Source organism: Siminovitchia acidinfaciens (assembly GCF_003605385.1).
GTDB lineage: Bacteria > Bacillota > Bacilli > Bacillales > Bacillaceae_C > Siminovitchia > Siminovitchia acidinfaciens.
Genome location: NZ_QYTV02000002.1, coordinates 468,865 through 491,367 on the forward strand (window position 1 = coordinate 468,865; position 22,503 = coordinate 491,367).

A 22,503-nucleotide genomic window follows, 5' to 3' on the forward strand; every position below is an offset into this window, starting at 1 on the left:
CTTCCTTGTCCATTCGCTTCGCCTGCTCTAGCTTTAGCACTTCCTGTGCGCCAGTGGCACTTGACCTCCTATCCGTTGGAGCTTGGCAAATCAAATCATTACTAACTTGTTGCTTTCTTAAAACTAAAAAACGCAAAAAAAGAAAAAGCTGCCCGAAGTAAAAGGCAGCGATTTTCACACAGTCTTGATTGCAGGTGCAGGAAGACGAGCCACATACAAAGCGCTTTTTTGAACGTTCACGGCCGATTGAAGCCATTCAATGATCGATCCATAATATTTTTCTATAAAATAAGACTCCTTGGGATGCATCCCCCATACTTCGCTTACATATTGGCTGTTTAAAAACGGGGTGGATAGCATTCCTTTCAATTGAATAATCAGCATGCCGACAGGTAATATGGAGTGTTTTTCTCCAACAGCAGCAGATGTCAAAGTTTTAAAGTAATACCTCTCCTTCATCAAGTAGGATGAAATGATTTCACGCGACACCTGGGAATCAATAGTGATTTCCCTCCAGACAAGCCGAGAAAGCAAATGATTTTCGCTCTGAAAAACGAGCACTTTCCTAATGGCCCGATGTAGACATATCTCCGGGTCTTCCCATTCAATTTTTCGTTTTTCCTCTTCCAACAAGGATAGATAGGGCTCAAAAAAGCTGACTAGACAGGCCTCCAGCAGCCCTTGTTTTCCCTGGAAATAATAAGAGATGTTTGCCGGGTTCAGTTTTGCCCTAGCTGCTATATCGCGGATTGTCGTCCCCCTGAAACCTTTACTCGTAAATAGTTCAATGGCCGCTTCAATAATGGACTCCTTTGTTTTTCCTGCTTGAACAAACAACGCGGGCCCTCCCTTTTTGTAACATTATCATTCCATAAACCCATTAAGGTAAATTGCAAAATTAGGAAAGTAGACTCAACTTTAATATATAAATTCGGCTTCAAACGATTATTCTCCTGCGAAAATTACTCGACAGATTTTTTCCAATTCTGCTAAGATCATCGAATAGAAATCGAATTTCCGAGACTTCCTTGACTTTTATTTTTTGGGGAACTATAATATTCTTTGTGTGTAAAATAAATGCAGCCTTGATGGATATTCTGTTGATCGTATTTTGTTCCTCGAATCTTGAGGTGTATCGCGTAACCCGCTGCTGCTAGGGCGAGGGTACATGAAAACAAAATACCCAGCATTGTATTCTCGCAACGGTTTTTATTTTACAACAAAATAAAACCTAAGGAGGAGTCTTCTATGGCTCGTTATACTGGTCCAAGCTGGAAAATTTCCCGCCGTCTAGGAATTTCACTTAGCGGAACTGGAAAAGAATTAGAAAAGCGCCCTTATGCGCCAGGACAACATGGTCCTAACCAACGTAAAAAACACTCTGAATATGGTCTTCAGTTGCAAGAAAAGCAAAAACTCCGTCATATGTACGGTGTTACTGAGCGCCAATTCAAAAACACATTTAACAGAGCAGGAAAAATGCAAGGTAAGCACGGTGTTAACTTCATGATTCTTCTTGAACAACGCCTTGACAATATCGTTTACCGTCTTGGCCTAGCGCGTACTCGCCGTCAAGCTCGTCAGCTTGTTAACCACGGACACATCCTTGTTGATGGACGTCGTGTAGACATCCCATCTTACAAAGTGACTCCTGGTCAAACAGTAAGCGTACGTGAAAAATCAAGAAACCTTGATATCATCAAAGAATCAGTTGAAGCGACAAACTTCGTTCCTGACTACGTTTCTTTTGATGCAGACAAGCTTGAAGGATCTTTGACACGCCTTCCTGAGCGTTCAGAGCTTCCTGCTGAAATTAACGAAGCATTCATCGTTGAGTTCTACTCACGTTAATAAAATCACTGTGTTGAACGCAGTGTTTAAAAAGTCCCAAACCCTTGGTATCTAGAGGGTTTGGGACTTTTGTTATTTCAGGTCTGTAAATTATCGTATTACGAAGAATAATTTTGGGACAAGATCTTTCAGTAAAGCACCTATTTAACTTAATTGTTGATTAAATTAATGATGTTATTTGAATTTATTTTTCGATTATTCTTATTGAACAGGGTCGCCACCAAAAACTTTAGAGGTAAATTCCATGGTTGCCCTCTCGATCGCTAATTGTCTGAATTTTTCTGGTACCACCCAATCCTTTGGTTTAAACTCGTCAATAGGTACAACTTCCAAATGATTTGTACCCTCCTCTGCATTTATCTCTTTTACAATTTCAACATATTGCTTGTGATAATCTTCTTTTAGTTCTTGAGTTAATTCTAAAGGAGTTACTGGCACAGCTTCTTCTTTATCGGCATCAGGTAGAGTCTCAACTTCTACTGCTTGTCTATTAGTTGCATCTTCCACTAACTCTTCTTTTACCTGTACTTGTTCTTCTGATTCCTTATTTACACTACATCCTGCTAAAGCGATAGCTCCAAGTATAACTCCTAAATACATATATTTTTTCAATATCCACACCCCATACAAATTGTTGAATTATTCAAATATTACTTTATAGTATTTAGAATCCCACCGCAATTGTTTAAATAAATGGAGCCATACATAAAAAAAGCGCAATCCTATTCTGGAAAAGCGCCCAATTGTTGAAGAATCTAAAATCCTATGTCTTGTTAACAAACCCAACCGTTGAAGAGATACTTAACCTTATTCTGTAAACTCCCAAGCAGGATTCCAAACTACTTCCCACAAATGTTCGTCTGGATCTTGGAAGTATCCAGAGTATCCTCCCCAAAAAGTATCATGTGCTGGAACTGTAATAATTGCACCAGCCTTCCTTGCCTGTTCCATTACCATATCGACCTCTTCTTTACTCTCAACATTATGACCAATAGTAAATTCGGTTGGACTTATTGGTGTTTGGTCTTTACTTGTGTCATGAGCTATATCCTTACGATTCCAAATTGCGAGTTTTAATCCTGTTTGTAAATCAAAAAATGCAACAGCACCATGCTCGAATTCTTGACCAACTATTCCTATTGTTGGTAGCCCAAGTCCTTCCTTGTAGAATTTCAAAGACCTTTCCAAATCATCTACACCCAATGTAATAACTGAAATTCGTGGTTTCATTTATTACCTCCTAACAATTTACTCTTCTTATGAAGAGTAAAATTCTTACTCCAGAAATGCGACCTATAGTAGAATAACTATAAAGCTAATTAAGCTTTTTAAAAGCTGCGTTTCGCTGGCCAAGCTCCTTGCATTTTACTTAGGAATACAATTTGCCCAATATGGTATGCGTCATGCAATGCTAAACTCTTCAGTTCAAGCACTAATGAATTATCTTCTCCTGGAATCTGTCTATACAAATCTTCATGTTCTGATTTTGCTAGTATTTTTTCAAGTTCACGATGAACATAAAAGTATTCTTGTTTTGTTTTCTTCCAATTTTCTAACGTCTCTGTTGGTAATTGAAATGTAGAATCATTATTTTCTGCCTGTGGTTCATTCGCTGTTTCACCAAGAAATCGCATCAGAAATCTCTTTTCATAGAAAAGCAAATGACAAACTAATTCCCAAATGGAATTCATTGCCCCATCAGCTGGTTTCCAAATTGCCTGTTCAAGAGTAATGTCCTCCAGAACTTTTTCAAGTGGTGGAAACCAATCTTCTTCATCTAAGCAGCTTGCCCATTGCTGTAACAAAAGTGTCTTTACATCCATTTTCTATTCCCTCCAATTTTTCCCTTATATTGATAATCCCTTTGCTCAAAGCTTCATTTGCGGCATGTTGTGCTGGCATAACTTACAATTTCGAGAATCATCTGATTACCTTCCTTACTCCACAATCTGGCCCTTTTCATAAAGAAAGACGCTTGCCTTATATTAGAAAAGCGCCCTTTTGCCGAAGAACTATAAATCTTGAGATAAACAAGCCATATCCCTGCATTGAATATCGTTTTCAACAATTTCTTTAGGGTAATGTCTAACAAAAAGTCCATATCGATACCAACTATTCTTAATCTGCATTTTTGATAAGGAGCCAGTTGCCCCTAGTCTTAAATTTCCAATTCCAATTTCAATTAAGAAAAAGAAGAACGGTTTCTGTATCTATTAAACCTGGTAATGTAGTTGATAAAAAGAGGATTTTTTTATTTCAACAGTAGTTGAGCTTTTGAATTCTAAAAAAATTTGGGACAAGTAAAGGAAAGTCCCCAGCCATCTTTGTTATGAGTTGCGGAACAGATTTTTATAGAGCATGTAGAAATAGTTTTGAATAAGTTAATGCGTTGCTACAAGTTTAGCAAAAGCTGAAATTTCCAATTTTCACCTTATTTTTTTATCCATGACTGAAAGGTCATAAAAAAAGGGCACAAAAGAGACATGCCCGGGCCGTGACTTAAACCGGCCTCACGGTTATTTCATTGACATTCACATAATCTGGCTGTGTAACTGCGTAAACAACAGCCTTTGCAATATCCTGCGCCTCTAACTTTTTACGATCAGATGCGCTTCTGCTCAATGGAGTATCCACCATTCCTGGGGAAATATTGGTCACACGGACGCCAGTTCTGGCAAGCTCTTTCTCCAGTCCTGTTGAAATTGCGCGGACAGCAAATTTCGTTGCGCTGTAAACCGTGCTCATTTTCGTCACTTCCAGACCAGAAACAGAAGCTATATTGACGATATGTCCGCTCGATTGCTCGAGCATGGAAGGCAGGACAGAGTTGACACCATATAGAACCCCTTTTATATTCACATCAATCATCCGTTCCCACTCATCCACTTTTCCCGATTGGACGGTTGCGGATAACATTTGTCCTGCATTGTTGACAAAAATATCAACGCTTCCAAATGTTTCTACAGCTTTCTTTACCAGATCCTCGACCTCTTCCCTATTAGCCGTATCTGTCTGGACTGCGTGAGCTTTTCCGCCTCCCTCTCCGTTTATTTCCTGTTCCATTTCATTCAGCTTGTCAATCCGGCGGGCAGCCAATACGACATTTGCCCCCTCTCCAGCCAACTCTCTTGCAATAGCAGCTCCGATTCCACTGCTAGCCCCTGTGATGACAGCAGTTTTTCCTTGTAATTTTTTCATTTCCAGCTCCTCCTCCTTAACCCTTTGAAAATGAGTGTACCATTGAACAAAGCAGTAATAAAAGATTCAGCATTATCAAACGTATTAATCATCTTTTTTTGTCTGGATGAATTTCTGTGTAAGCAACCCTGCATTAAAAACTGAAAATATCATAGCGAAATAATACATTATTCGAACTAATAGATATTCGCTATTTCCGGTAATTTCTATGTAATAAAACGAGCCAATCACAAAGAGAATTGCGGTAATGATCGATAGGACGAATTGTCCCTTCAGCGTTTTCACCTCTTGTCACCCCTCACCCGCCGCTTCTAACCGGCAATAGCCAATATATAAGTCCGTCTTCCTCCACATTCCCCTTGAAAAATTTTTTCATTCGTCTTCACCCTTATCAGCGCTTTTATTTACTGATGACGAGTGGAGCATTAGGTTCAATCTATAGTTTACTAGATGCAAAGCTTAAGTTCATATTTTTATGATAATATGATATTTGAAACCCTCCTAAAGAGAGGGATTTTATTTTAAGTACATCAAAAAGTCGAGGGACACATATGAGTTCAAATAATTCGGCGCTCGCCTATTCCAGAGTCACCGGCATTGCAATGGTGTTGATCGGAGCATCGTTATGGGGAGTTTCAGGAACTGTTGCCCAGTATCTTTTTCATCAGCATGGATTTACAGCAGAGTGGCTTGTCGTCGTCCGGCTGCTGCTTTCAGGATTGATACTGTTGGGGTTTGCTTATAAAAAGGAAGGCCAACGTATCTGGGCAGTCTGGAAAGTAAAAAAAGATGCTTTGAGCCTGTTGGCATTCAGTATACTCGGCATGCTTGCAGTCCAATATACATACTTTGCGGCAATCATACACAGCAATGCGGCAACAGCAACGATTCTTCAATATTTGGGACCTGTCATCATTACTCTTTATGTAGCGGCCCGCATGAAACGGGTACCAACCTCCAGGGAAGTCGCGGCAGTGATTTTAGCGGTCATAGGTACATTCCTGCTTGTTACACAAGGGAATGTTAGCAGCTTGTCCATTTCCGGATGGGCATTGTTTTGGGGGTTAAGCTCGGCTGCCGCTCTGGCATTTTATACTCTTCAGCCTTATAACCTTTTAAAAGAATGGGGCTCCCTGATCATTGTGGGATGGGGCATGCTAGTCGGAGGCGTTGGTTTCAGCTTTGTCCATCCCCCCTGGCGGCTAGTCGGCCAATGGTCGCCATCCGCATCGATGGCTGTGGTCTTTATCGTAATTTTTGGAACGCTTATCGCATTCTACTGCTACCTTGAAAGTCTGAAATACCTCAGTGCTTCGGAAACGAGCCTGCTGGCTTCCGTAGAGCCTCTTTCTGCGGCTTTCACTTCGGTCATCTGGCTCAAAGTAAGCTTTGGAATTCCGGAATGGTCAGGAACAATTTGTATCCTTGCTACAATCGCTCTTTTATCTTTGAGTAAATCAAGAAACTAAAAATGTTCTACAGAGGCTGCTGCCTTTTCGAATGAACGGCCCCCTTCATACTTTATAATAAGGGGGTGTTTGTTTTGGCTCAAATGCGTCAAAGGAGACGCGGACTTTGCCTGTTTCCCGGTTACAATTGGTGCGGGCCAGGATGCAGTGGCCCTGGAGGGCCCATCAATGATGTGGATGCTTGCTGCATGAGGCACGATATATGTCTGAAACGCGGAATCCATCCCTGCATTTGTGATGACAGATTCATTCAATGTCTGCTTACAAAACGTAATCCTAACACTCAAAAAGGAAGAATTGCTGCAATCATGTATATTTTTATGCAGATTAAAACATCCATCGGTTGCAGGAGTGGTGGATATTAACAGAACAAAGCCGGCCTCGTACAGAACGAAACCGGCTTATTCCTTATAATTATTTATATCGGATCATGTAATATTTTTTCTTGCCTCGGCGGACAATGGTAAATTTGCCGCCCAATTTATCTTTATCGCTCAATTCATACTGAATATCCGTAATTCGCTCACCGTTAACAGAAACCGCTCCGTTTTGGATATCTTCGCGGGCCTGGCGGCGTGACGGGGATATTTTTGCCTCAACAAGCACATTGACAAGCCCCGCGTCATCCCCTTCATGAACATGAGTAGGAACATCTTTAAAGCCCTGTTCCATTTCCTCAACGGACAATTCATTAATATTTCCACTAAAAAGAGCTTCGGTAATACGGATTGCCTGCTGAAGCGCTTCTTCACCATGGATCAATCTGGTCACTTCTTCAGCAAGAGCCTTTTGCGCTTTTCGTAGATGCGGTTCTTCCTGCAAAGATTTTTCCAGTTCTTCAATTTCCTCTTTCGAAAGGAACGTAAAGTATTTCAAATATTTCACAGTATCGGCATCAGCTGTATTAATCCAGAATTGGTAAAATTCATACGGAGTTGTTTTCTCAGGATCAAGCCAAATTGCGCCGCCTTCTGTTTTCCCGAATTTCGTCCCGTCTGCTTTAGTGACAAGCGGAATAGTCAGGCCATAAGCTTTTGCATCCTCACCTGCCATTTTACGGATAAACTCAAGTCCAGTTGTAATATTTCCCCATTGGTCACTTCCGCCAATTTGCATTTTGCAATTCAAGTTTTCGTATAAATGAAGGAAATCAATCGCCTGCAAGAGTGTATACGTAAATTCCGTAAAGGAAATACCTGAATCCAAACGAGTTGCGACTGTTTCTTTTGCCAGCATATAGTTAACACCGATATGCTTTCCATAATCACGCAAGAAAGTGATCAAATCCATTTGACCCTGCCAGTCAAAGTTGTTTGTCATTACTGCAGCATTCTCGCCTTCAAAATCGAAAATCTTCTGCAGTTGTGCTTTTATTCCTTGAACATTTTCATCAACCTGCTCAAGTGTCTGCAGCTTTCTTTCTTCTTTCTTTCCGCTTGGGTCTCCAATCAGACCTGTCGCTCCACCAACCAGCACAATTGGACGGTGTCCATGCTTTTGAAAACGACGCAATGTCAAAAACGGCAGTAAATGCCCAATATGCATGCTGTCCGCTGTCGGATCCACCCCACAGTACAAAGATATCTTTTCTTTATCCAATACGTCTTCAATACCTGCTTCATCTGTCTGCTGGTAAATGACTCCACGCCATTCCAACTCTTGAAGTAAAGTTCCCAACATAATTCCCTGCTTTCTTTTTTAAAATAAAAAACGCCCCTTCGTTTAAAACGAAGGGACGACTGTTTATCGCGTTACCACCCAACTTGGGAAAAAAATTCCCCACTCAATAAAATAACGGTTCATCACCGTTTGCCGCTACTGCTAATTTTCACGACAAAAGCTCCCGGAAGTAATTCGCCGAATGCTGTATGTACCGGTTTTCACCAACCACCGGCTCTCTTTTGACAGGGACAGCTTGACTACTGAGTCCGTTCCTAGCTGATATACGATTATGACAAATATTGTAACCATTTAAAATTAGATTGTCAAATTCCTAAAGAAAAGCGCAATGCGCCTGCCTTACAAGGCGAATTTTGATGAGGGAGTTCCACAGCCACCACAGCAAAGCCACTGAGTTCAATTTCATCGTGAAAAACTTCTTTGAATAGACTTCATGCAGCTTTGCGACGAGGGCTTCCTCGAATAGGCTGTGCCGCAGGAGCACAATCATCCTGAATATGCTTCCTTGCGACTTGTGACCGCCGTCGGCAGGCTCATGCAGCGATGTCCTGTCGCTTCGCCTGCAATAGGACCTCCTGTCCATCGGAACTGGACATGACTTATCCTTGGTTGAGTTGGAGAGATAGTCAAATTTTATACTTTCATTAACTGCGAAAAAGGAAACACCCTTATGCTATAATAAGGATGATTTCGGGAGGTATTTTTTATGAATAATTTTTTCAATAAATGGCGCGAACAGGCCAAACAATTAACGAAGGAATTGGGCAACAAGGATATTAATAAAAAAGCCAGGATTGCTTATGGAGTCACTTGGAATATTATTCTTTTAACCATTATCCTGCTCTTCTTAGGTGGGATTTTCGCCGGTGGTGTCGGAGCCGGTTATTTTGCTTCTCTGGTCAAAGATGAAAAAGTCCGCCCTGGCGAAAGTATGAAAAAAGACATTTATCAATATGAAGAAACATCAAAGCTTTATTTTGCCAATAATGTCTATCTCGGAAAACTTCAGTCTGATATTGACAGAGAAGAAGTCAAGATCAAGGACATTTCCGATTACTTGAAAAAAGCTGTCATAGCCACAGAGGATGAATATTTTTATGAGCATGACGGGGTAGTCCCGAAAGCGCTGATGAGGGCCGTTTTTCAGGAACTGACAAACTCGGCCGTTCAATCAGGCGGTAGCACATTGACACAACAGCTAATCAAAAACCAAATTTTAACGAATGAAGTTTCTTTTGATCGTAAAGCCAAGGAGATATTACTAGCATTAAGGCTTGAAAAATTTCTTGAAAAAGATGAAATTTTAGAAGCATATCTGAATGTAACGACATTCGGGCGCAACTCATCAGGACAAAACGTAGGAGGGGTTCAGGCGGCCGCAACTGGAATATTTGGCGTCGATGTAAAAGACCTGAATCTTCCGCAGGCCGCCTTCATAGCCGGCCTGCCGCAGAATCCGTTCATGTATACCCCGTTTGCCCAGGGAGGCGGGCTAAAAGAAAAGAACCTGCTTGAACCGGGATTAAAGCGGATGAAAACCGTTCTATATAGAATGTATACGGAAGATTACATTACTAAAAAGGAATATGACAAGGCCTTAAAATATGATATTGTGGGCGATTTTATCAAACCGCAGCCAAGACCGTTTGAGAAGTACCCATACCTTACGGAGGAAATTGAACGAAGAGGCATCGAGGTTTTGACTGAAGTTCTTGCCAAGAAGGACGGCTACAGCAAAAAAGACCTTGAGAAAAACGGCGGAAGGCTCATGGAAAAGTATGACAAACTCGCCAGACGATATATCAGGCAAAACGGATATCAAATCCACTCAACCATCAATAAAGAGATCTATGATAAGTTTCAAAAAATAAAAGATGAATATCAAAATTATGGCTACACAAAAGTCAGTCAGGTAAAGAACGAAGAAACAGGTAAAATGGAAGAGAAAATAGAACCTGTTCAAATCGGTGCCATTCTTATCGAAAACAAAACCGGGAAGATTTTAAGTTTCGTAGGCGGCCGAGATTATAATCTGAATGCGCAGAACCATGCCACCCAGGCGAAACGCCAAAATGGGTCAACGATGAAGCCGTTGCTTGTATATGCACCGGCTATGGAAATGGGCTTGAGTGCTCCCGGTGCTGTCGTGGCAGATATTCCTATCTCCGTAGGCGGGAAAGCTTTTAGAAACTACAGCGGACGATATTATGGTCTAGTCTCATCCCGGGAAGCTTTGGCCAAATCGCACAACGCTTCGGCGATTTATACGTATTTAAAAACGATCGATAAAAAGCCTTATAAGTATTTGGAGAAGATGGGCATTTCCACTTTGACAGAAACTGATAAAACCACTTATGCTGCAGCGCTTGGAGGTGTACAAGTCGGGATATCAGTGGAAGAAAACACGAATGCCTTCACCACATTCGCAAACGGCGGGAAATTTGTCGATGCTTACATGATCGACAAAATCACAGATGCAGATGGAAAAGTGGTCTACAAGCATAAAGCAAAACCTGTAGATGTCTTCACTCCACAAACTGCTTATTTAATGACTGATATGATGAGAGACGTGTTCAGATCCGGGACAGCCGCCGGAGTTCCAGGAATGCTAAAATTCTCTTCCGACTGGGCTGGAAAAACAGGTACGACAAATGGGCCGAACGATTCATGGCTGATCGGTTCAAATCCGAATGTAACTTTCGGTACATGGATCGGTTATGACGACCCAGCACCTCTTTCCAGTGACGGAAGCGAGAGCCGACGAAACTATGGAATATGGGCAAGCTTGCTCAATGGCGCATATGATGTTTCACCGAAATTGATTAAGTCGGACGAAAGGTTTAAAATGCCCGGTGGAATTGTCAGCCGCTCCTACTGCGCAATATCCGGACTGCTTCCATCAAAAGCATGTTCAAATCTCGGGCTTGTCAAATCGGATATTTATAACGCGAAGTATGTGCCAACAAAGGTTGATGACAGCTTGGGCAATGGACGGTACGTAACTGCGGGAGGCAGAAAATATATGGCTCTTCCGAACACTCCTGAAGAATTTACGAAGCCTGGCGGAATGCTAAGTCCAGAGTTCATTAAGCGGATATCACTTGGAAGATCCATCGATCCATCTTATCTGATCCCGCCAAATGATGAAAGATGGAAAAATCTGCTCGCTGCAGGTGCCGTCCTTAATGATGACGGGAAAGCGCCAGCAGGAGTCAAGGCATCCGTTTCCGGAGGTAAAATCAGCTGGAGCGCTTCATCTAGCAATGATGTAGTCGGATACCGAGTTTATTCGGAGTCCGGTAAGAAAATTGCGTCTGTTGTATCTGATGGAACTCTTTCTCACAAAGTAGGAAGCGGCTCATACTATGTAGTTGCCGTGGATATCGCGGGACGTGAATCAGCTCCTTCCAACAATGTTGGTTCAAAAGAGGAAGAAGAGGAGAAAGAAGAAGAGACTTCTGAACCAGCTGCTTCCGGCGATCAAAAGGATCAGGAGAAAGAAAAGAAAGAACAGGCTGAAAAGGAAAAAGCCGCAGCAGAGAAAAAGAAACAAGAAGAACAAAAGAAAAAAGATGAAGAAGTAAAGAAAAAACAGGAAGAGCAAAAAAAGAAACTAGAAGAGCAAAAGAAAAAACAAGAGGAAGAAAATAAGAAAGAGCAAGAGTAGGAAGTTAATTAAGACGAGGGATCCCCTCCCTCTTCTTTTCGGTACAAAAGCGCTGGAGACTTTGATAAGTCGGCAGCGCTTTTTGTATCTAGACAAGACAACTGTCTCCAGACAGTCATGGTCACTGAGTTAAGAGGTCAAAATGTGGGCAGCAATCTAAAGATTGGATCAAGGCGTATCACACTCGGATTAATCGGAGAATCCTTCCACCCATTCCGTGAAATCAGAAGTTTATATAGAAATACCGGAAAATCTTTTGTGGAGTCTAAACTGAACAAATTAAAGAAAAATCCGGACAGGGAAAAATTGGGCCTGTCCGGATTTTTTTATTCAGGTTTCGTCGATCCTCTTAGTTCCAATCTATGCGGAAGAACAACGATATTCTCCTGTACCTTTTCTTTATTCATATATTTTGTAAGCAATCTCATTGAAACAGCTCCGATATCATAGAGCGGTTGAACAATGGAGCTCAGCTGCGGACGCACCATGAGTGCCAGCTTCGTATTGTCGGCAGTGATAACCTCAATGTCTTCCGGAACGGATAACCCGTCATCCTGAGCACCATGCATGACACCAAGCGCCATCTCATCATCACCGGATACGACTGCTGTAGGTCTGTTATCAAGATCTTTGAGCTTTTTCCAGCCTTCCAGACCGGAATCATACGTATATCCACCCTCAATAACATAATCATCGTGAAACTCCAGACCTGCTTCTTCCAATGCCTGCTTATAACCGACAAGTTTTTCAGCATGGTTAATCAAGTCACGCTTAGGTCCCATAGCAAATGCAATCTGCTTATGTCCTTTTTCGATGAAATAATTTGTTGCATCAAATGTTGCCTGACGATAATCGATATTTACTGATGGAATCGTTCCGGATGCTTCCATCGAACCTGCCAAAACAATAGGAACAGGCGAACGTTTCAATTCTTGGACAAAGTCATCTGTAATGTTTTGGCTCATTACTATTAGGCCGTCCACTTGCTTTCCAAGCATAGTATTTAACAGATGGAGCTCCTTGTTTACGTTTTGATCGGAGTTGCTTAAGATAATGTTGTACTTATACATCGTTGCAATATCTTCGATTCCACGTGCAAGTTCTCCATAGAAAATATTGGAAATATCAGGAATAATTACCCCTACAGTCGTTGTTTTCTTGCTTGCAAGACCACGAGCGACCGCATTTGGCCGATATTCCAGTCTTTCAATCACTTCAAGCACTTTTTTCCGGGTTGCCGGCTTTACGTTTGGATTTCCGTTCACTACTCTCGATACAGTGGCCATGGATACGTTTGCTTCACGCGCCACATCATATATCGTTATATTCATCCTTATCACTCTCCTGTATACAACTACGACTATATGGTCATTTTAGTTTCACTGTATTATTTATAATTTTCTATTCTGTCATAATCATACGCCAGAGTATCATCGGCTTGCAAACCTTTGTACTTCCCGTCAAAAAAAGTTCATAAAAATAAGGCGGCTTGATCAATTAGCCGCCCATTTTCTTATAATGATTGTCCAGCGCCGGACAGGAGGACCCAGTGCAGGCGAAGGACAGGATAAGGAAAGCTTCGGCAGCGTTACACCGCACGAAGGAAAAGCGTTAGCTTTTTCGAGGATGCCGCTGATTAAGCTTGCATGCTGCGCCCTGTCCTCGGGTCACAAGCCAATTTCCGTGGAATCGTCTAGCTTGTTTAGGACCCTCTACTGGCCCTTCCGCTTTTCTTATGAATTTTTCACTTGATCAGACAGCTGTTCCGCTTTTTCGGTGATATCTTCACCTGTTTGCGATGCTGCAGATTGGGCTTGGTCAACAGCGTTTTTCGTGTTGTCGGCAGTCAAGTCCACCGTTTTATGCACAGTCTCTTGCAGATCATCCGCACCTGTTTTTGCGTTCTCTGCCACTTCATCGACTGCCGTTTTAGCCGTGTTGCGGAATTGGTCCGCTTTATCTTTTACCGTTTCGGCCAAATTGCTGCTCTTTTCCATTGCCGTTTGGCGGATTTGGCTTGTTTTTTCCATTGCAGTGGATGTCAAATCAGAACCTTTTTCCATGACTGTTTCTTTCCATTCACCGGATTTTTCTCTCAGGGCATCCACTTGCTCACTTAACTCACTGCGAAGCTCCTTGCCAGACTTTGGAGCGACCAATAAGGCAGTAGCTGCCCCCACAATACTTCCCACTATTATTCCCGTCAGAAAATTTCCAGTACCGTTTTCTTGATTGTTCATATGTTCTTCATCCTCCTTAATAGAATAATACTTACCCTCTTCCACCTTCCAATTGCTGTGTATGGATAACAACTTCTGATTGGTTGGTCCTTTTGTTATCCGTAGATTTTTTCTTATCTGTCCATTTGTCTTTGAGTTCTTTCAAAGCAGTTCCCCATTGAACAATCTGGACAATTTTATCTTCATTTCTTACTACTGCAGAAGATACTGACCTTGATACTTTCTGTAAAGAAGCATTCAGATCCGATACAGTATTCCCAACACCCTGGACGGCATGTCCGACACCCTGTACGCCATCAACAACTGTTTCAAGCTTCTCCGCTTTTTGCTGGATATCTTCCGCAAGGGCGTTTGTTTTATGTAAGAGCATCGTTGTTTCTCCTGTTACACCTTTTAATTGGTTTTCAAGTCCATCCAGTGTTTCAGAGACACTCTCTAATGTTTCTTTCACTGCTTTCAATGTTTTTGTCAAGCTGATTACAAGAATCAGAAAAGCAATCGCAATTAAAGCAACACTTAAATAAAGAATAATTTTCACTTGATCCCACACCTCCTGTATACAACAACTCTACCCCTGTTTATTATAAAATAAACAGTCCTCTAACATCTTCTTTGCCAAACCTTATTTTACCTTTATTTTTCATAAAAAAACACAAATTAGACATAAAATTAATTAAGATAAACGCAAGCGCCTGCTTAGCACAGGCAACATGACGCTTCCCGAGATGCCTCAGCCACCACAGGAAGCATGAGCTGTTCCTTAAAAAGGCCTTGTGCGCTTTGCAACGGGCTGAACAAAATTTCTGGAACCAGCTTTAGTGCAGGACCACCAGTAGGGCTAAGTCTGCCAGTTGATAGGTGCTGCCGCTTTAAAGCCACGTCCTGTAGCGCCGGTGGCACTAGGACGTCCTGTCCATCGGAGCAGGACGTAGAATGATCCAATTAACGACGAGAAAAAGAAGGGGCTGAAATAAGCTCCTTCCTTTTTGAAAGCCAAATGGTCACAAAATTTTATTGCGCTTTTTTCAGCTGTTGTTGCAATAAATTTTCGTAAGCAATCTGGAATTTCTGTATATCTCCTGCGCCCATAAAAATGAGAACTGAATCATTAAGCATCAAGAGGGGGGACGTGTCTTCCTCTTTGAGGATTTGGGCGCCTTCAATCTTATTCTTGAGATCCTCTATAGTCAGTTCTCCGTGATTTTCGCGGGCTGAGCCGAATATGTCGCATAAGTATACCTGATTGGCTTCGCCTAAACTTTCCCCAAACTCATTTAAAAAAGTGCGGGTTCTTGTAAAGGTATGAGGCTGGAAAACAGCAACTATAGGACGATCCGGATATTTCTGCTTAGCTGCATCAATCGTCGCTTTAATTTCAACAGGGTGATGTGCATAATCATCAATTAGGATTTGGCTTCCAAGCCGCTTCTCCGTAAAGCGTCGCTTCACTCCATTGAAAGTCAATAACTGCTGCTGAAGAATCTTCGTGTCTATTTCTTCATAGTGACATAACGCGATAACAGCAAGTGCGTTTAAAATATTATGATCTCCATATGACGGGATTTCAAAAGATGCATAAAAGTGCTGACGCACATAAACATCAAACTTTGTTCCTGAAGTCGATTTTTCAATATTTCGGGCCTGAAAATCGTTTCCTTCACCGAACCCATAGAACAGAACAGGTACTTCCGCCTGAATTTTTTGCAGCTGTTCATCGTCACCATAAGCGATAATCGCCTTATTCACTTGCAGCGCCATCTCCTGAAACGCCTGGAATACATCATCCACGTTGGCAAAGTAATCAGGATGGTCAAAGTCAATATTCGTCATGATGGCATAATCTGGGTGATATGATAAAAAATGCCTCCGATATTCACATGCTTCAAAGACAAAGTAAGCTGCGTCCTTTTCCCCTCTTCCCGTACCGTCGCCTATAAGAAACGAAGTAGGCTTAGCCCCTTTCATCACATGGGCAAGCAGTCCGGTTGTAGAAGTTTTCCCATGGGAGCCGGTAACTCCAATACTAGTGAATCTTTTCATGTACTCACCCAAAAATGTGTGGTAACGGATGACTTCGATTCCCTGATTCAATGCTTCATCAATTTCTTCATGTGAATCTGAAAATGCGTTACCTGCAATTACTGTCATTCCTGGTTTTATATTTTCACGATTAAAAGGGTAAATTTTAATTTTTAAGTCATCAAGCGCTTCTTGAGTAAAGAAATATTTTTCCACATCGGAACCCTGCACCTTATATCCCGAGTTGTGTAGAATCTGTGCGAGAGCGCTCATTCCGGTGCCTTTGATACCTACAAAATGGTATACAGTCATAGCAGAACCTCCAGCGATCGTCTATCTGTATGTATTATATGAAAAACATTGATTTTTGCTCAAATGCATTCATTCCTACGCCTACTTATTATAAACTTTCGGCTATACACGTATGTAAGTTTTACAGATAGTTTTTTTATTATGCCATTATATCATTGATTAGAAACAGTGACTATTTATTCACTACCTTCATCTGTCAAAAAAACAAATCATCAATCAACCTGTTCAAGCCTCGGGTTGGGACGATATCGTCTTCCCTCTTTGGCGGAATGTTCTCCGTTTAAAAGTACGCAATCTCCGGTAAAACCGATGTTGATCTTTAGCAGACTGCTGCCGATCCCATACATATCCACAGGTACTCCCAAGTTTTCGAACTCCGTGATCCTTTTCACATTGAAACCGCCTGAGACTACTATCTTGACATGTTGGAAACCCTCACGATCCAAAGCTTCTCTCAAGGCAAAGATGAGCATTGCGTTCACTCCGCGGGGATCAAAGGTGCCAAGCAAATGTTGATTTCTCAAAAAATATTTATCGATCATCGTTCTTGATGTATCCACACGAACACCTTTTAACTCCGGTCCAAATTCTCGGGCCAATTTTAAAGAATCGGTGATGACGTCATTATTATAATCTACGAGCGATAACAGTTCGTCTTCCGGAAAGGTCTCGTGGTATGCCTTGGTAGCTGCTACAATATCCCCATTAAACAGCTGGATCATAGCATGGGGCATTGTTCCCATCCCCTGCTTTCCCCACCATTCGTTCATTGCCGGAGTGGCCTGTGCAGTCGATCCACCTATATATGCAGCGTATCCATCGCCTGCCTGCTGTGTAAAATGGTCATCACGGTCTCCCATAAAAATAACCGGCTTTTGTTTTCCTGATATCCCAGCCGCTTTTGACACATTATAGACATTTGTTGCTACAGATGTCCGCCTTGACAGGATTCCGTCAATGATTCCCTCAAGATAGCCATAGCTTTGATAAGGACCCGTTACTGTCATAACCGTCTCAAAGGGAGAAATCTTATCTCCGTCTTTCAACGAATGGATTTCCAGATTTTCGGGTTCATGCGCGAACTGCTTAAGGATGGCTATCGCTTCATCGGTACCGCACAAAACAGCCTCTTTCCTCTGGAAGAACTGCATCGTCACAATATTTTCCTTTTTATACCGCTCCGCAATCTCTCTTGTTTTTAAAAAATATACAGCTGAAAACCAGCCGTCTTTTACACGCTCATCAAATTTAAAAGTTTTATTGGTTAATCTTTTAATTTTGCCTTGAAGCTTCAATTCGATTTCCTTCATGTCGGATACTCCTTGTGCCTACTTAATAAACATTAAAACAGGGGAAGCCTTTGTTCCCCTGTCAACAAGAATACCATTTTATCCGTCAATGTACTAGGGAATCTTTCAATAAATCAAGCTCCGCCTCTTTTATCAGTACATCCCGGGGCTTGCTTCCCTTTGCACCTGATATGACCCCTTGGTCTTCCATCATTTCCATTAATCTCGCCGCACGGTTGTATCCGATTCTGAAATGTCTTTGTAATAAGGAAGTTGATGCGCTCCCTTGTTTAACCACAAATTCACACGCTTCGATTAAAAGCTCATCTTCGTTTTCCTGCATTTCGGCCTTCTTCAACAGTTCTTCCTGTTGAAAAAGATAATTCGGCTCGCCTTGGCTGCGCACATGCTCAATTACACGGTCAATTTCTTCATCTGATACGAAGGTTCCCTGCAGCCTGACCGGTTTGACGGACCCGTTATTTAAAAATAGCATGTCCCCCCGTCCAAGCAGTTTTTCCGCGCCGCTCACGTCAATGACCGTTCTGGAGTCAACTTGAGAAGATACGGCAAAAGCGATTCTTGTAGGCACGTTAGCTTTGATCAAGCCTGTGATGACATCAACAGATGGACGTTGCGTTGCAATGAGCAAATGGATGCCGCACGCCCGTGCTTTTTGAGCAATTCGGCAGATGGACTCTTCCACTTCAGCAGGTGCCACCATCATTAAATCAGCGAGCTCATCGATAACAATCACGATATAAGGGAGGTGTTCACTTTTTTGTCCTTTCGTTTCCGCAAGATAATTGAACCGGCCAATATCCCGCACACCGGCATGAACAAACAACTCGTAGCGCCTCTCCATTTCATCAACTGCCCACTTCAAAGCGGCGGTCGCAGCTTTTACATCTGTGATGACAGGACTGACAAGGTGTGGAATATGATTATACGGCGCCAGTTCTACCATCTTTGGATCAATGAGCATCAGCTTTAACTCATCAGGCCTTGCTTTATAAAGCAGGCTGACAAGAATCGAATTGATGCATACACTTTTTCCCGACCCTGTAGCCCCTGCGATCAACCCATGAGGCATTTTACGCAGATCCGTCACAATCGGCTCTCCGGATATATCAAGCCCCAGAGCGGCTGTCAAAGGTGATTCAGCATGTAAAAAAGCTTCCTCTCCGATAATTTCACTGATTTGAACCGGGCGGCTTTCCTTGTTAGGTAGTTCAATGCCTATTGAACGGGTCCCCGGAATCGGAGCCTCCATACGGATATCACGGGCAGCCATGCTTAATTTGATGTCATTGCTCAAGTTTGTAATTTTATTTACTTTTACACCTTTATCGGGCTGCACTTCGAACCTTGTGACTGACGGCCCCTGGCTTGCATTGACAACCCGTGCCTTGACGTTAAAATTTTCCATCGTCTCATCAAGGAGGGCCGTTTGTTCATTTAACCACTCCGTATTTTCCTCTTTGATTACAGGCGGCTTTAGAAGTTGAAGTGCCGGAAATTCAAAATATTTGGGTGGCGAGTCGCTCGCTGCTGCAATTTCAGTTTCAGCCGTTTCAGCCGCTTTCGCAATAGTTGCGGGGATACTTCCCCTTTTGTGATTGTCTCTTTCCCTTTGCTTTTGTTTTTGCCATTTAGTTCTGTCCTGCGACAACATCAAAACATTAAACGGAAGATGCTGGCGTGGTTTTTCTTTATCACTCACACTGATCTTCTCAGCTTGTAGTTCGGGTATAGATTTAGCTCCCTTCGTGGGATGTTCATTCGCCGGAATTTCATTATTTACCCCCACAGATACCGGAAGTATCGGCTCACCTGTTGTTTCTGAAACCACATCGATATCAGCTTCAACAGATGAGGCTGTAGATTGCTCGATTTCCATTTCAGATAATGAGTCGGCTTTAGTAACATCTATTGGGGCCTCCGGTAAATCAGGCTTAGTCGCGGACTCTGTAACCACATCTGGATCTTCGGAACCATCGCTTGTATTATTATTTTCTACAGCAGTTGAGACTGCTATATTCTCGTGTTCCAACTCAGAGGATAGCCCGGCTTCAGCATCATTGACTGGGGCTTCCAGGAATTCTGGCTCAGACGCGATTTCCAAAACCACATCTGGATCTTCGGATTCACCGCTTGTATTTTTATCTTCTTCAGCAGTTGAGACTACTAAATTCTCGTATTCCATCTCAGAAGTAAGCTCAGCTTCAGTATCACTGACTCGAGCTTCTGAGAATTCTGGCTCAGACGCGATTTCCGAAACCACATCTGGATCTTCGGATTCACCGCTTGTATTTTTATCTTCTTCAGCAGTTGAGACTACTAAATTCTCGTGTTCCAACTCAGAAGTAAGCTCAGCTTCAGTATCACTGACTCGAGCTTCTGAGAATTCTGGCTCAGACGCGATTTCCGAAACCACATCTGGATCTTCGGATTCACCGCTTGTATTTTTATCTTCTTCAGCAGTTGAGACTACTAAATTCTCGTGTTCCAACTCAGAAGTAAGCTCAGCTTCAGTATCACTGACTCGAGCTTCTGAGAATTCTGGTTCAGGCACGATTTCCGAAACCACATCTGGATCTTCGGATTCACCGTTTGTATTTTTATCTTCTTCAGCAGTTGAGACTACTAAATTCTCGTGTTCCAACTCAGAAGTAAGCTCAGCTTCAGTATCACTGACTCGAGCTTCTGAGAATTCTGGTTCAGGCACGATTTCCGAAACCACATCTGGATCTTCGGATTCACCGTTTGTATTTTTATCTTCTTCAACAGTTGAGACTACTAAATTCTCGTGTTCCATCTCGGAAGTAAGCTCAGCTTCAGTATCATTGACTCGAGCTTCTGAGAATTCTGGTTCAGGCACGATTTCCGAAACGACATCTGGATCTTCGGAATCGCCGCTTGTATTTTTTTCTTCTTCAGCAGGTTTGGCTGCTAAACTCTCGTGTTCCAGTTCAGAAGAAAGCTCAGCTTCAGCACCATTGACTGGGGCTTCCAGGAATTCTGGCTCAGACGTGATTTCCGAAACCATATCTTGGACTTCGGAATCGCCGTTTATATCAATAGCACTGTCTGCAGGTGTCCCTGCAGAGTGCCCTCCTTCATTAATGCCAGCAAATACTGTGTCTTCCCCTTCATAAACCGTGACTTCAGACTCAGAGATGCCCTCGGCTCCAACAAGGGCAGCACCATTTTTGAATTGCATTTCAGAATCTGCATTAATTTCTTCATTACGGTACCTTTTCCAAGTATTAATTTCAAAAGTTGTTTCTTCAGCTTTTCCTGGGTCCTCTCGAAATTTCAAATTCCCTTCGAAAACTGCCTCTTCGTTTATGTTCCCGATATAATGCTGAGGGTTTTCCGTTTTCGTTTCATCTTCAATTGGAGATTGCGATTTTAACTCAATTAGTTCATCCTCAGGAGTGTTTGACTCTTCTGTTTTCACTATAGGACGGTTAAATCCGTAAATAGGTGAAGGGGTATGCGTAGGCTGGAACGGCCGACGGATTTTCGGCTCGATAATCCTGCGTTCTGCAGACACCTGTTTTGTTTCGCTGCCCTGTACTGGTCGCCTGGTTTTTGGCTCCCTCTCCTCGTCTTCTTGTCGTCTGCCGTAGGGGCGACTTTGCCTTACTTCAGAAGGTTTTGATGCTTCTGACTGGTCTTTGATCAAGGGAAAACGGAATTCCCCTTTTGGATATTGATAAATCATCCTGGCTTTCATCTCATGACGTTCATTCTTTTGGTTATTTTCAATATGTAATTCTTCTGGTTCATCTGTTCTTTTATCTGAAAAAAAATTTGAAAGAAATTTTTTCCACCAGTGCATTTTTTAATCACTCTTTCTTTCATTTAAGGTAATAACTCCCATCTATTCATTATACCAAAAAAATGAATAATAATTGATGGGTTTGGAACATTAAAAACGATTTTAGAAAAAAGGAGGCCAATAAAATGAAGTTCATAAAACCGATTATGTATGCAGGTTTAATTTCCGTGATGCTTGCCGGGTGCGGCACTGCAAATAACAATGACCGATTTACAAGTGACGACAATAAACCGCTTGGTGTGCGTTATAACCCCACTGATAACCGTGATGGGGCCAATAACATGAATGATGGCATTGGAGTTAACGACAACAGGAATGATGGATTTGGCACCAATGTCAACACCCGAAACAATGACAATATGGGCAATAATAATAATGACCGGAACATCGATCTTGCTGATGATGTTGCAGATGAAGTTGTCAGCCTTAAAGAGGTTGATGATGCAAGTGTCCTTGTAACAAACCGAAACGCTTATGTTGCGGTGAAACTCAGCAATCAGGGAAACAATGAAATGAGTAAAGATGTACAGAAGAAAATTGACCGCAAAGTCAGGGAGACAAAGCACAATTTCGATAATGTATACATTTCTGAGAACCCGGATTTTTATGACCGGATGAGAGGTTATGGAAACGATATAAGAAACGGTCGTCCTATAGGCGGATTTTTTGATGAATTTTCAAATACAGTTCAGCGTGTATTCCCTAACGCCAGATAATCGCTTTTTGTTGATTGCGAAGGCGCCTGACCGGTTGCGAAAATAAAATTCCAATCGAAAATGACGTCTGGTTTAAGGGGCTAAACGTCAGCAGAACTAAAATCATCCGCATTGGATTATCCTGTATATGCCACGTTCAACCGCCACCTTCGCCTGATTGGTGTTAGACATTACCTTTAAAGCCGAAATTTCCATGTGAAATTTCGGCTTTTTCA

At 42.2% G+C, this 22,503-nt stretch carries 18 protein-coding genes and 1 other annotated feature; of the genes, 5 read left to right on the forward strand and 13 right to left on the reverse strand.

What is annotated here, in order from left to right:
* Window positions 1–174: 174 nt before the first annotated feature.
* On the reverse strand, window positions 175–837 hold the full coding sequence (refZ, locus tag D4T97_RS06450) for a forespore capture DNA-binding protein RefZ (protein WP_126048870.1): 663 nt from the start codon (window positions 835–837) through the stop codon (window positions 175–177).
* Window positions 838–1,248: 411 nt separating this feature from the next.
* Here refZ and rpsD point away from each other — a divergent pair, with 411 nt between their 5' ends.
* Window positions 1,249–1,851, forward strand: coding sequence for a 30S ribosomal protein S4 (rpsD, locus tag D4T97_RS06460; protein ID WP_126048874.1), 603 nt, complete (start codon window positions 1,249–1,251; stop codon window positions 1,849–1,851).
* A 201-nt stretch (window positions 1,852–2,052) separates the two neighbouring features.
* Here the strand turns inward: rpsD and D4T97_RS06465 are convergent, their stop codons facing one another.
* The 5 genes from D4T97_RS06465 to D4T97_RS06490 form a co-directional block, all read right to left on the reverse strand.
* Window positions 2,053–2,463: a hypothetical protein gene (locus D4T97_RS06465; RefSeq protein ID WP_126048876.1), complete on the reverse strand. Its 411-nt coding sequence runs from the start codon at window positions 2,461–2,463 to the stop codon at window positions 2,053–2,055.
* Between the two features lie 195 nt (window positions 2,464–2,658).
* Window positions 2,659–3,081, reverse strand: coding sequence for a VOC family protein (locus D4T97_RS06470; RefSeq protein WP_126048878.1), 423 nt, complete (start codon window positions 3,079–3,081; stop codon window positions 2,659–2,661).
* Between the two features lie 98 nt (window positions 3,082–3,179).
* The gene (locus D4T97_RS06475; RefSeq protein WP_126048880.1) at window positions 3,180–3,674 is read right to left on the reverse strand and encodes a DinB family protein; all 495 of its coding nucleotides are present in this window, start codon (window positions 3,672–3,674) and stop codon (window positions 3,180–3,182) included.
* 676 nt (window positions 3,675–4,350) lie between these two features.
* Window positions 4,351–5,049, reverse strand: coding sequence for an SDR family oxidoreductase (locus D4T97_RS06485; protein ID WP_126048882.1), 699 nt, complete (start codon window positions 5,047–5,049; stop codon window positions 4,351–4,353).
* An 84-nt stretch (window positions 5,050–5,133) separates the two neighbouring features.
* Window positions 5,134–5,334, reverse strand: coding sequence for a hypothetical protein (locus D4T97_RS06490; protein ID WP_126048884.1), 201 nt, complete (start codon window positions 5,332–5,334; stop codon window positions 5,134–5,136).
* 266 nt (window positions 5,335–5,600) lie between these two features.
* Here D4T97_RS06490 and D4T97_RS06495 point away from each other — a divergent pair, with 266 nt between their 5' ends.
* Together D4T97_RS06495 and D4T97_RS20765 are read left to right on the forward strand one after the other, a co-directional pair.
* Window positions 5,601–6,518 carry an EamA family transporter gene (locus tag D4T97_RS06495; RefSeq protein ID WP_126048886.1) on the forward strand — a complete coding sequence of 306 codons (918 nt, stop codon included), beginning with the start codon at window positions 5,601–5,603 and terminating at the stop codon, window positions 6,516–6,518.
* Window positions 6,519–6,601: 83 nt separating this feature from the next.
* Entirely contained in the window at window positions 6,602–6,883 is a 282-nt protein-coding gene (locus tag D4T97_RS20765) for a phospholipase (protein ID WP_126049192.1), read from the forward strand.
* A 49-nt stretch (window positions 6,884–6,932) separates the two neighbouring features.
* On the opposite strand, the gene tyrS is transcribed toward D4T97_RS20765, so the two are convergent.
* Window positions 6,933–8,198, reverse strand: coding sequence for a tyrosine--tRNA ligase (gene tyrS, locus D4T97_RS06505; protein WP_126048888.1), 1,266 nt, complete (start codon window positions 8,196–8,198; stop codon window positions 6,933–6,935).
* A gap of 48 nt (window positions 8,199–8,246) precedes the next feature.
* Window positions 8,247–8,463, reverse strand: a binding site (T-box leader).
* Between the two features lie 441 nt (window positions 8,464–8,904).
* On the opposite strand from tyrS, the gene D4T97_RS06510 reads away from it, so the two are divergent.
* A complete protein-coding gene (locus D4T97_RS06510) occupies window positions 8,905–11,865 on the forward strand; it encodes a transglycosylase domain-containing protein (protein WP_126048890.1) in 2,961 nt (986 codons plus the stop codon).
* Window positions 11,866–12,191: 326 nt separating this feature from the next.
* Here the strand turns inward: D4T97_RS06510 and ccpA are convergent, their stop codons facing one another.
* The 6 genes from ccpA to D4T97_RS06540 form a co-directional block, all read right to left on the reverse strand.
* Window positions 12,192–13,196, reverse strand: coding sequence for a catabolite control protein A (ccpA, locus tag D4T97_RS06515; RefSeq protein ID WP_126048892.1), 1,005 nt, complete (start codon window positions 13,194–13,196; stop codon window positions 12,192–12,194).
* Between the two features lie 402 nt (window positions 13,197–13,598).
* Window positions 13,599–14,105 (reverse strand): YtxH domain-containing protein, encoded by a 507-nt coding sequence (locus D4T97_RS06520; RefSeq protein ID WP_126048894.1) that lies wholly within the window; start codon window positions 14,103–14,105, stop codon window positions 13,599–13,601.
* Window positions 14,106–14,136: 31 nt separating this feature from the next.
* The gene (locus tag D4T97_RS06525; RefSeq protein ID WP_126048896.1) at window positions 14,137–14,643 is read right to left on the reverse strand and encodes a DUF948 domain-containing protein; all 507 of its coding nucleotides are present in this window, start codon (window positions 14,641–14,643) and stop codon (window positions 14,137–14,139) included.
* Between the two features lie 473 nt (window positions 14,644–15,116).
* Entirely contained in the window at window positions 15,117–16,436 is a 1,320-nt protein-coding gene (gene murC / locus D4T97_RS06530; RefSeq protein WP_126048898.1) for a UDP-N-acetylmuramate--L-alanine ligase, read from the reverse strand.
* Between the two features lie 212 nt (window positions 16,437–16,648).
* Window positions 16,649–17,746 (reverse strand): nicotinate phosphoribosyltransferase, encoded by a 1,098-nt coding sequence (locus tag D4T97_RS06535; protein WP_126048900.1) that lies wholly within the window; start codon window positions 17,744–17,746, stop codon window positions 16,649–16,651.
* An 85-nt stretch (window positions 17,747–17,831) separates the two neighbouring features.
* Window positions 17,832–21,572 carry a DNA translocase FtsK gene (locus D4T97_RS06540; protein ID WP_126048902.1) on the reverse strand — a complete coding sequence of 1,247 codons (3,741 nt, stop codon included), beginning with the start codon at window positions 21,570–21,572 and terminating at the stop codon, window positions 17,832–17,834.
* 125 nt (window positions 21,573–21,697) lie between these two features.
* On the opposite strand from D4T97_RS06540, the gene D4T97_RS06545 reads away from it, so the two are divergent.
* Window positions 21,698–22,288, forward strand: a complete 591-nt coding sequence (locus tag D4T97_RS06545) for a YhcN/YlaJ family sporulation lipoprotein (RefSeq protein WP_126048904.1) — start codon at window positions 21,698–21,700, stop codon at window positions 22,286–22,288.
* Window positions 22,289–22,503 lie beyond the last annotated feature (215 nt).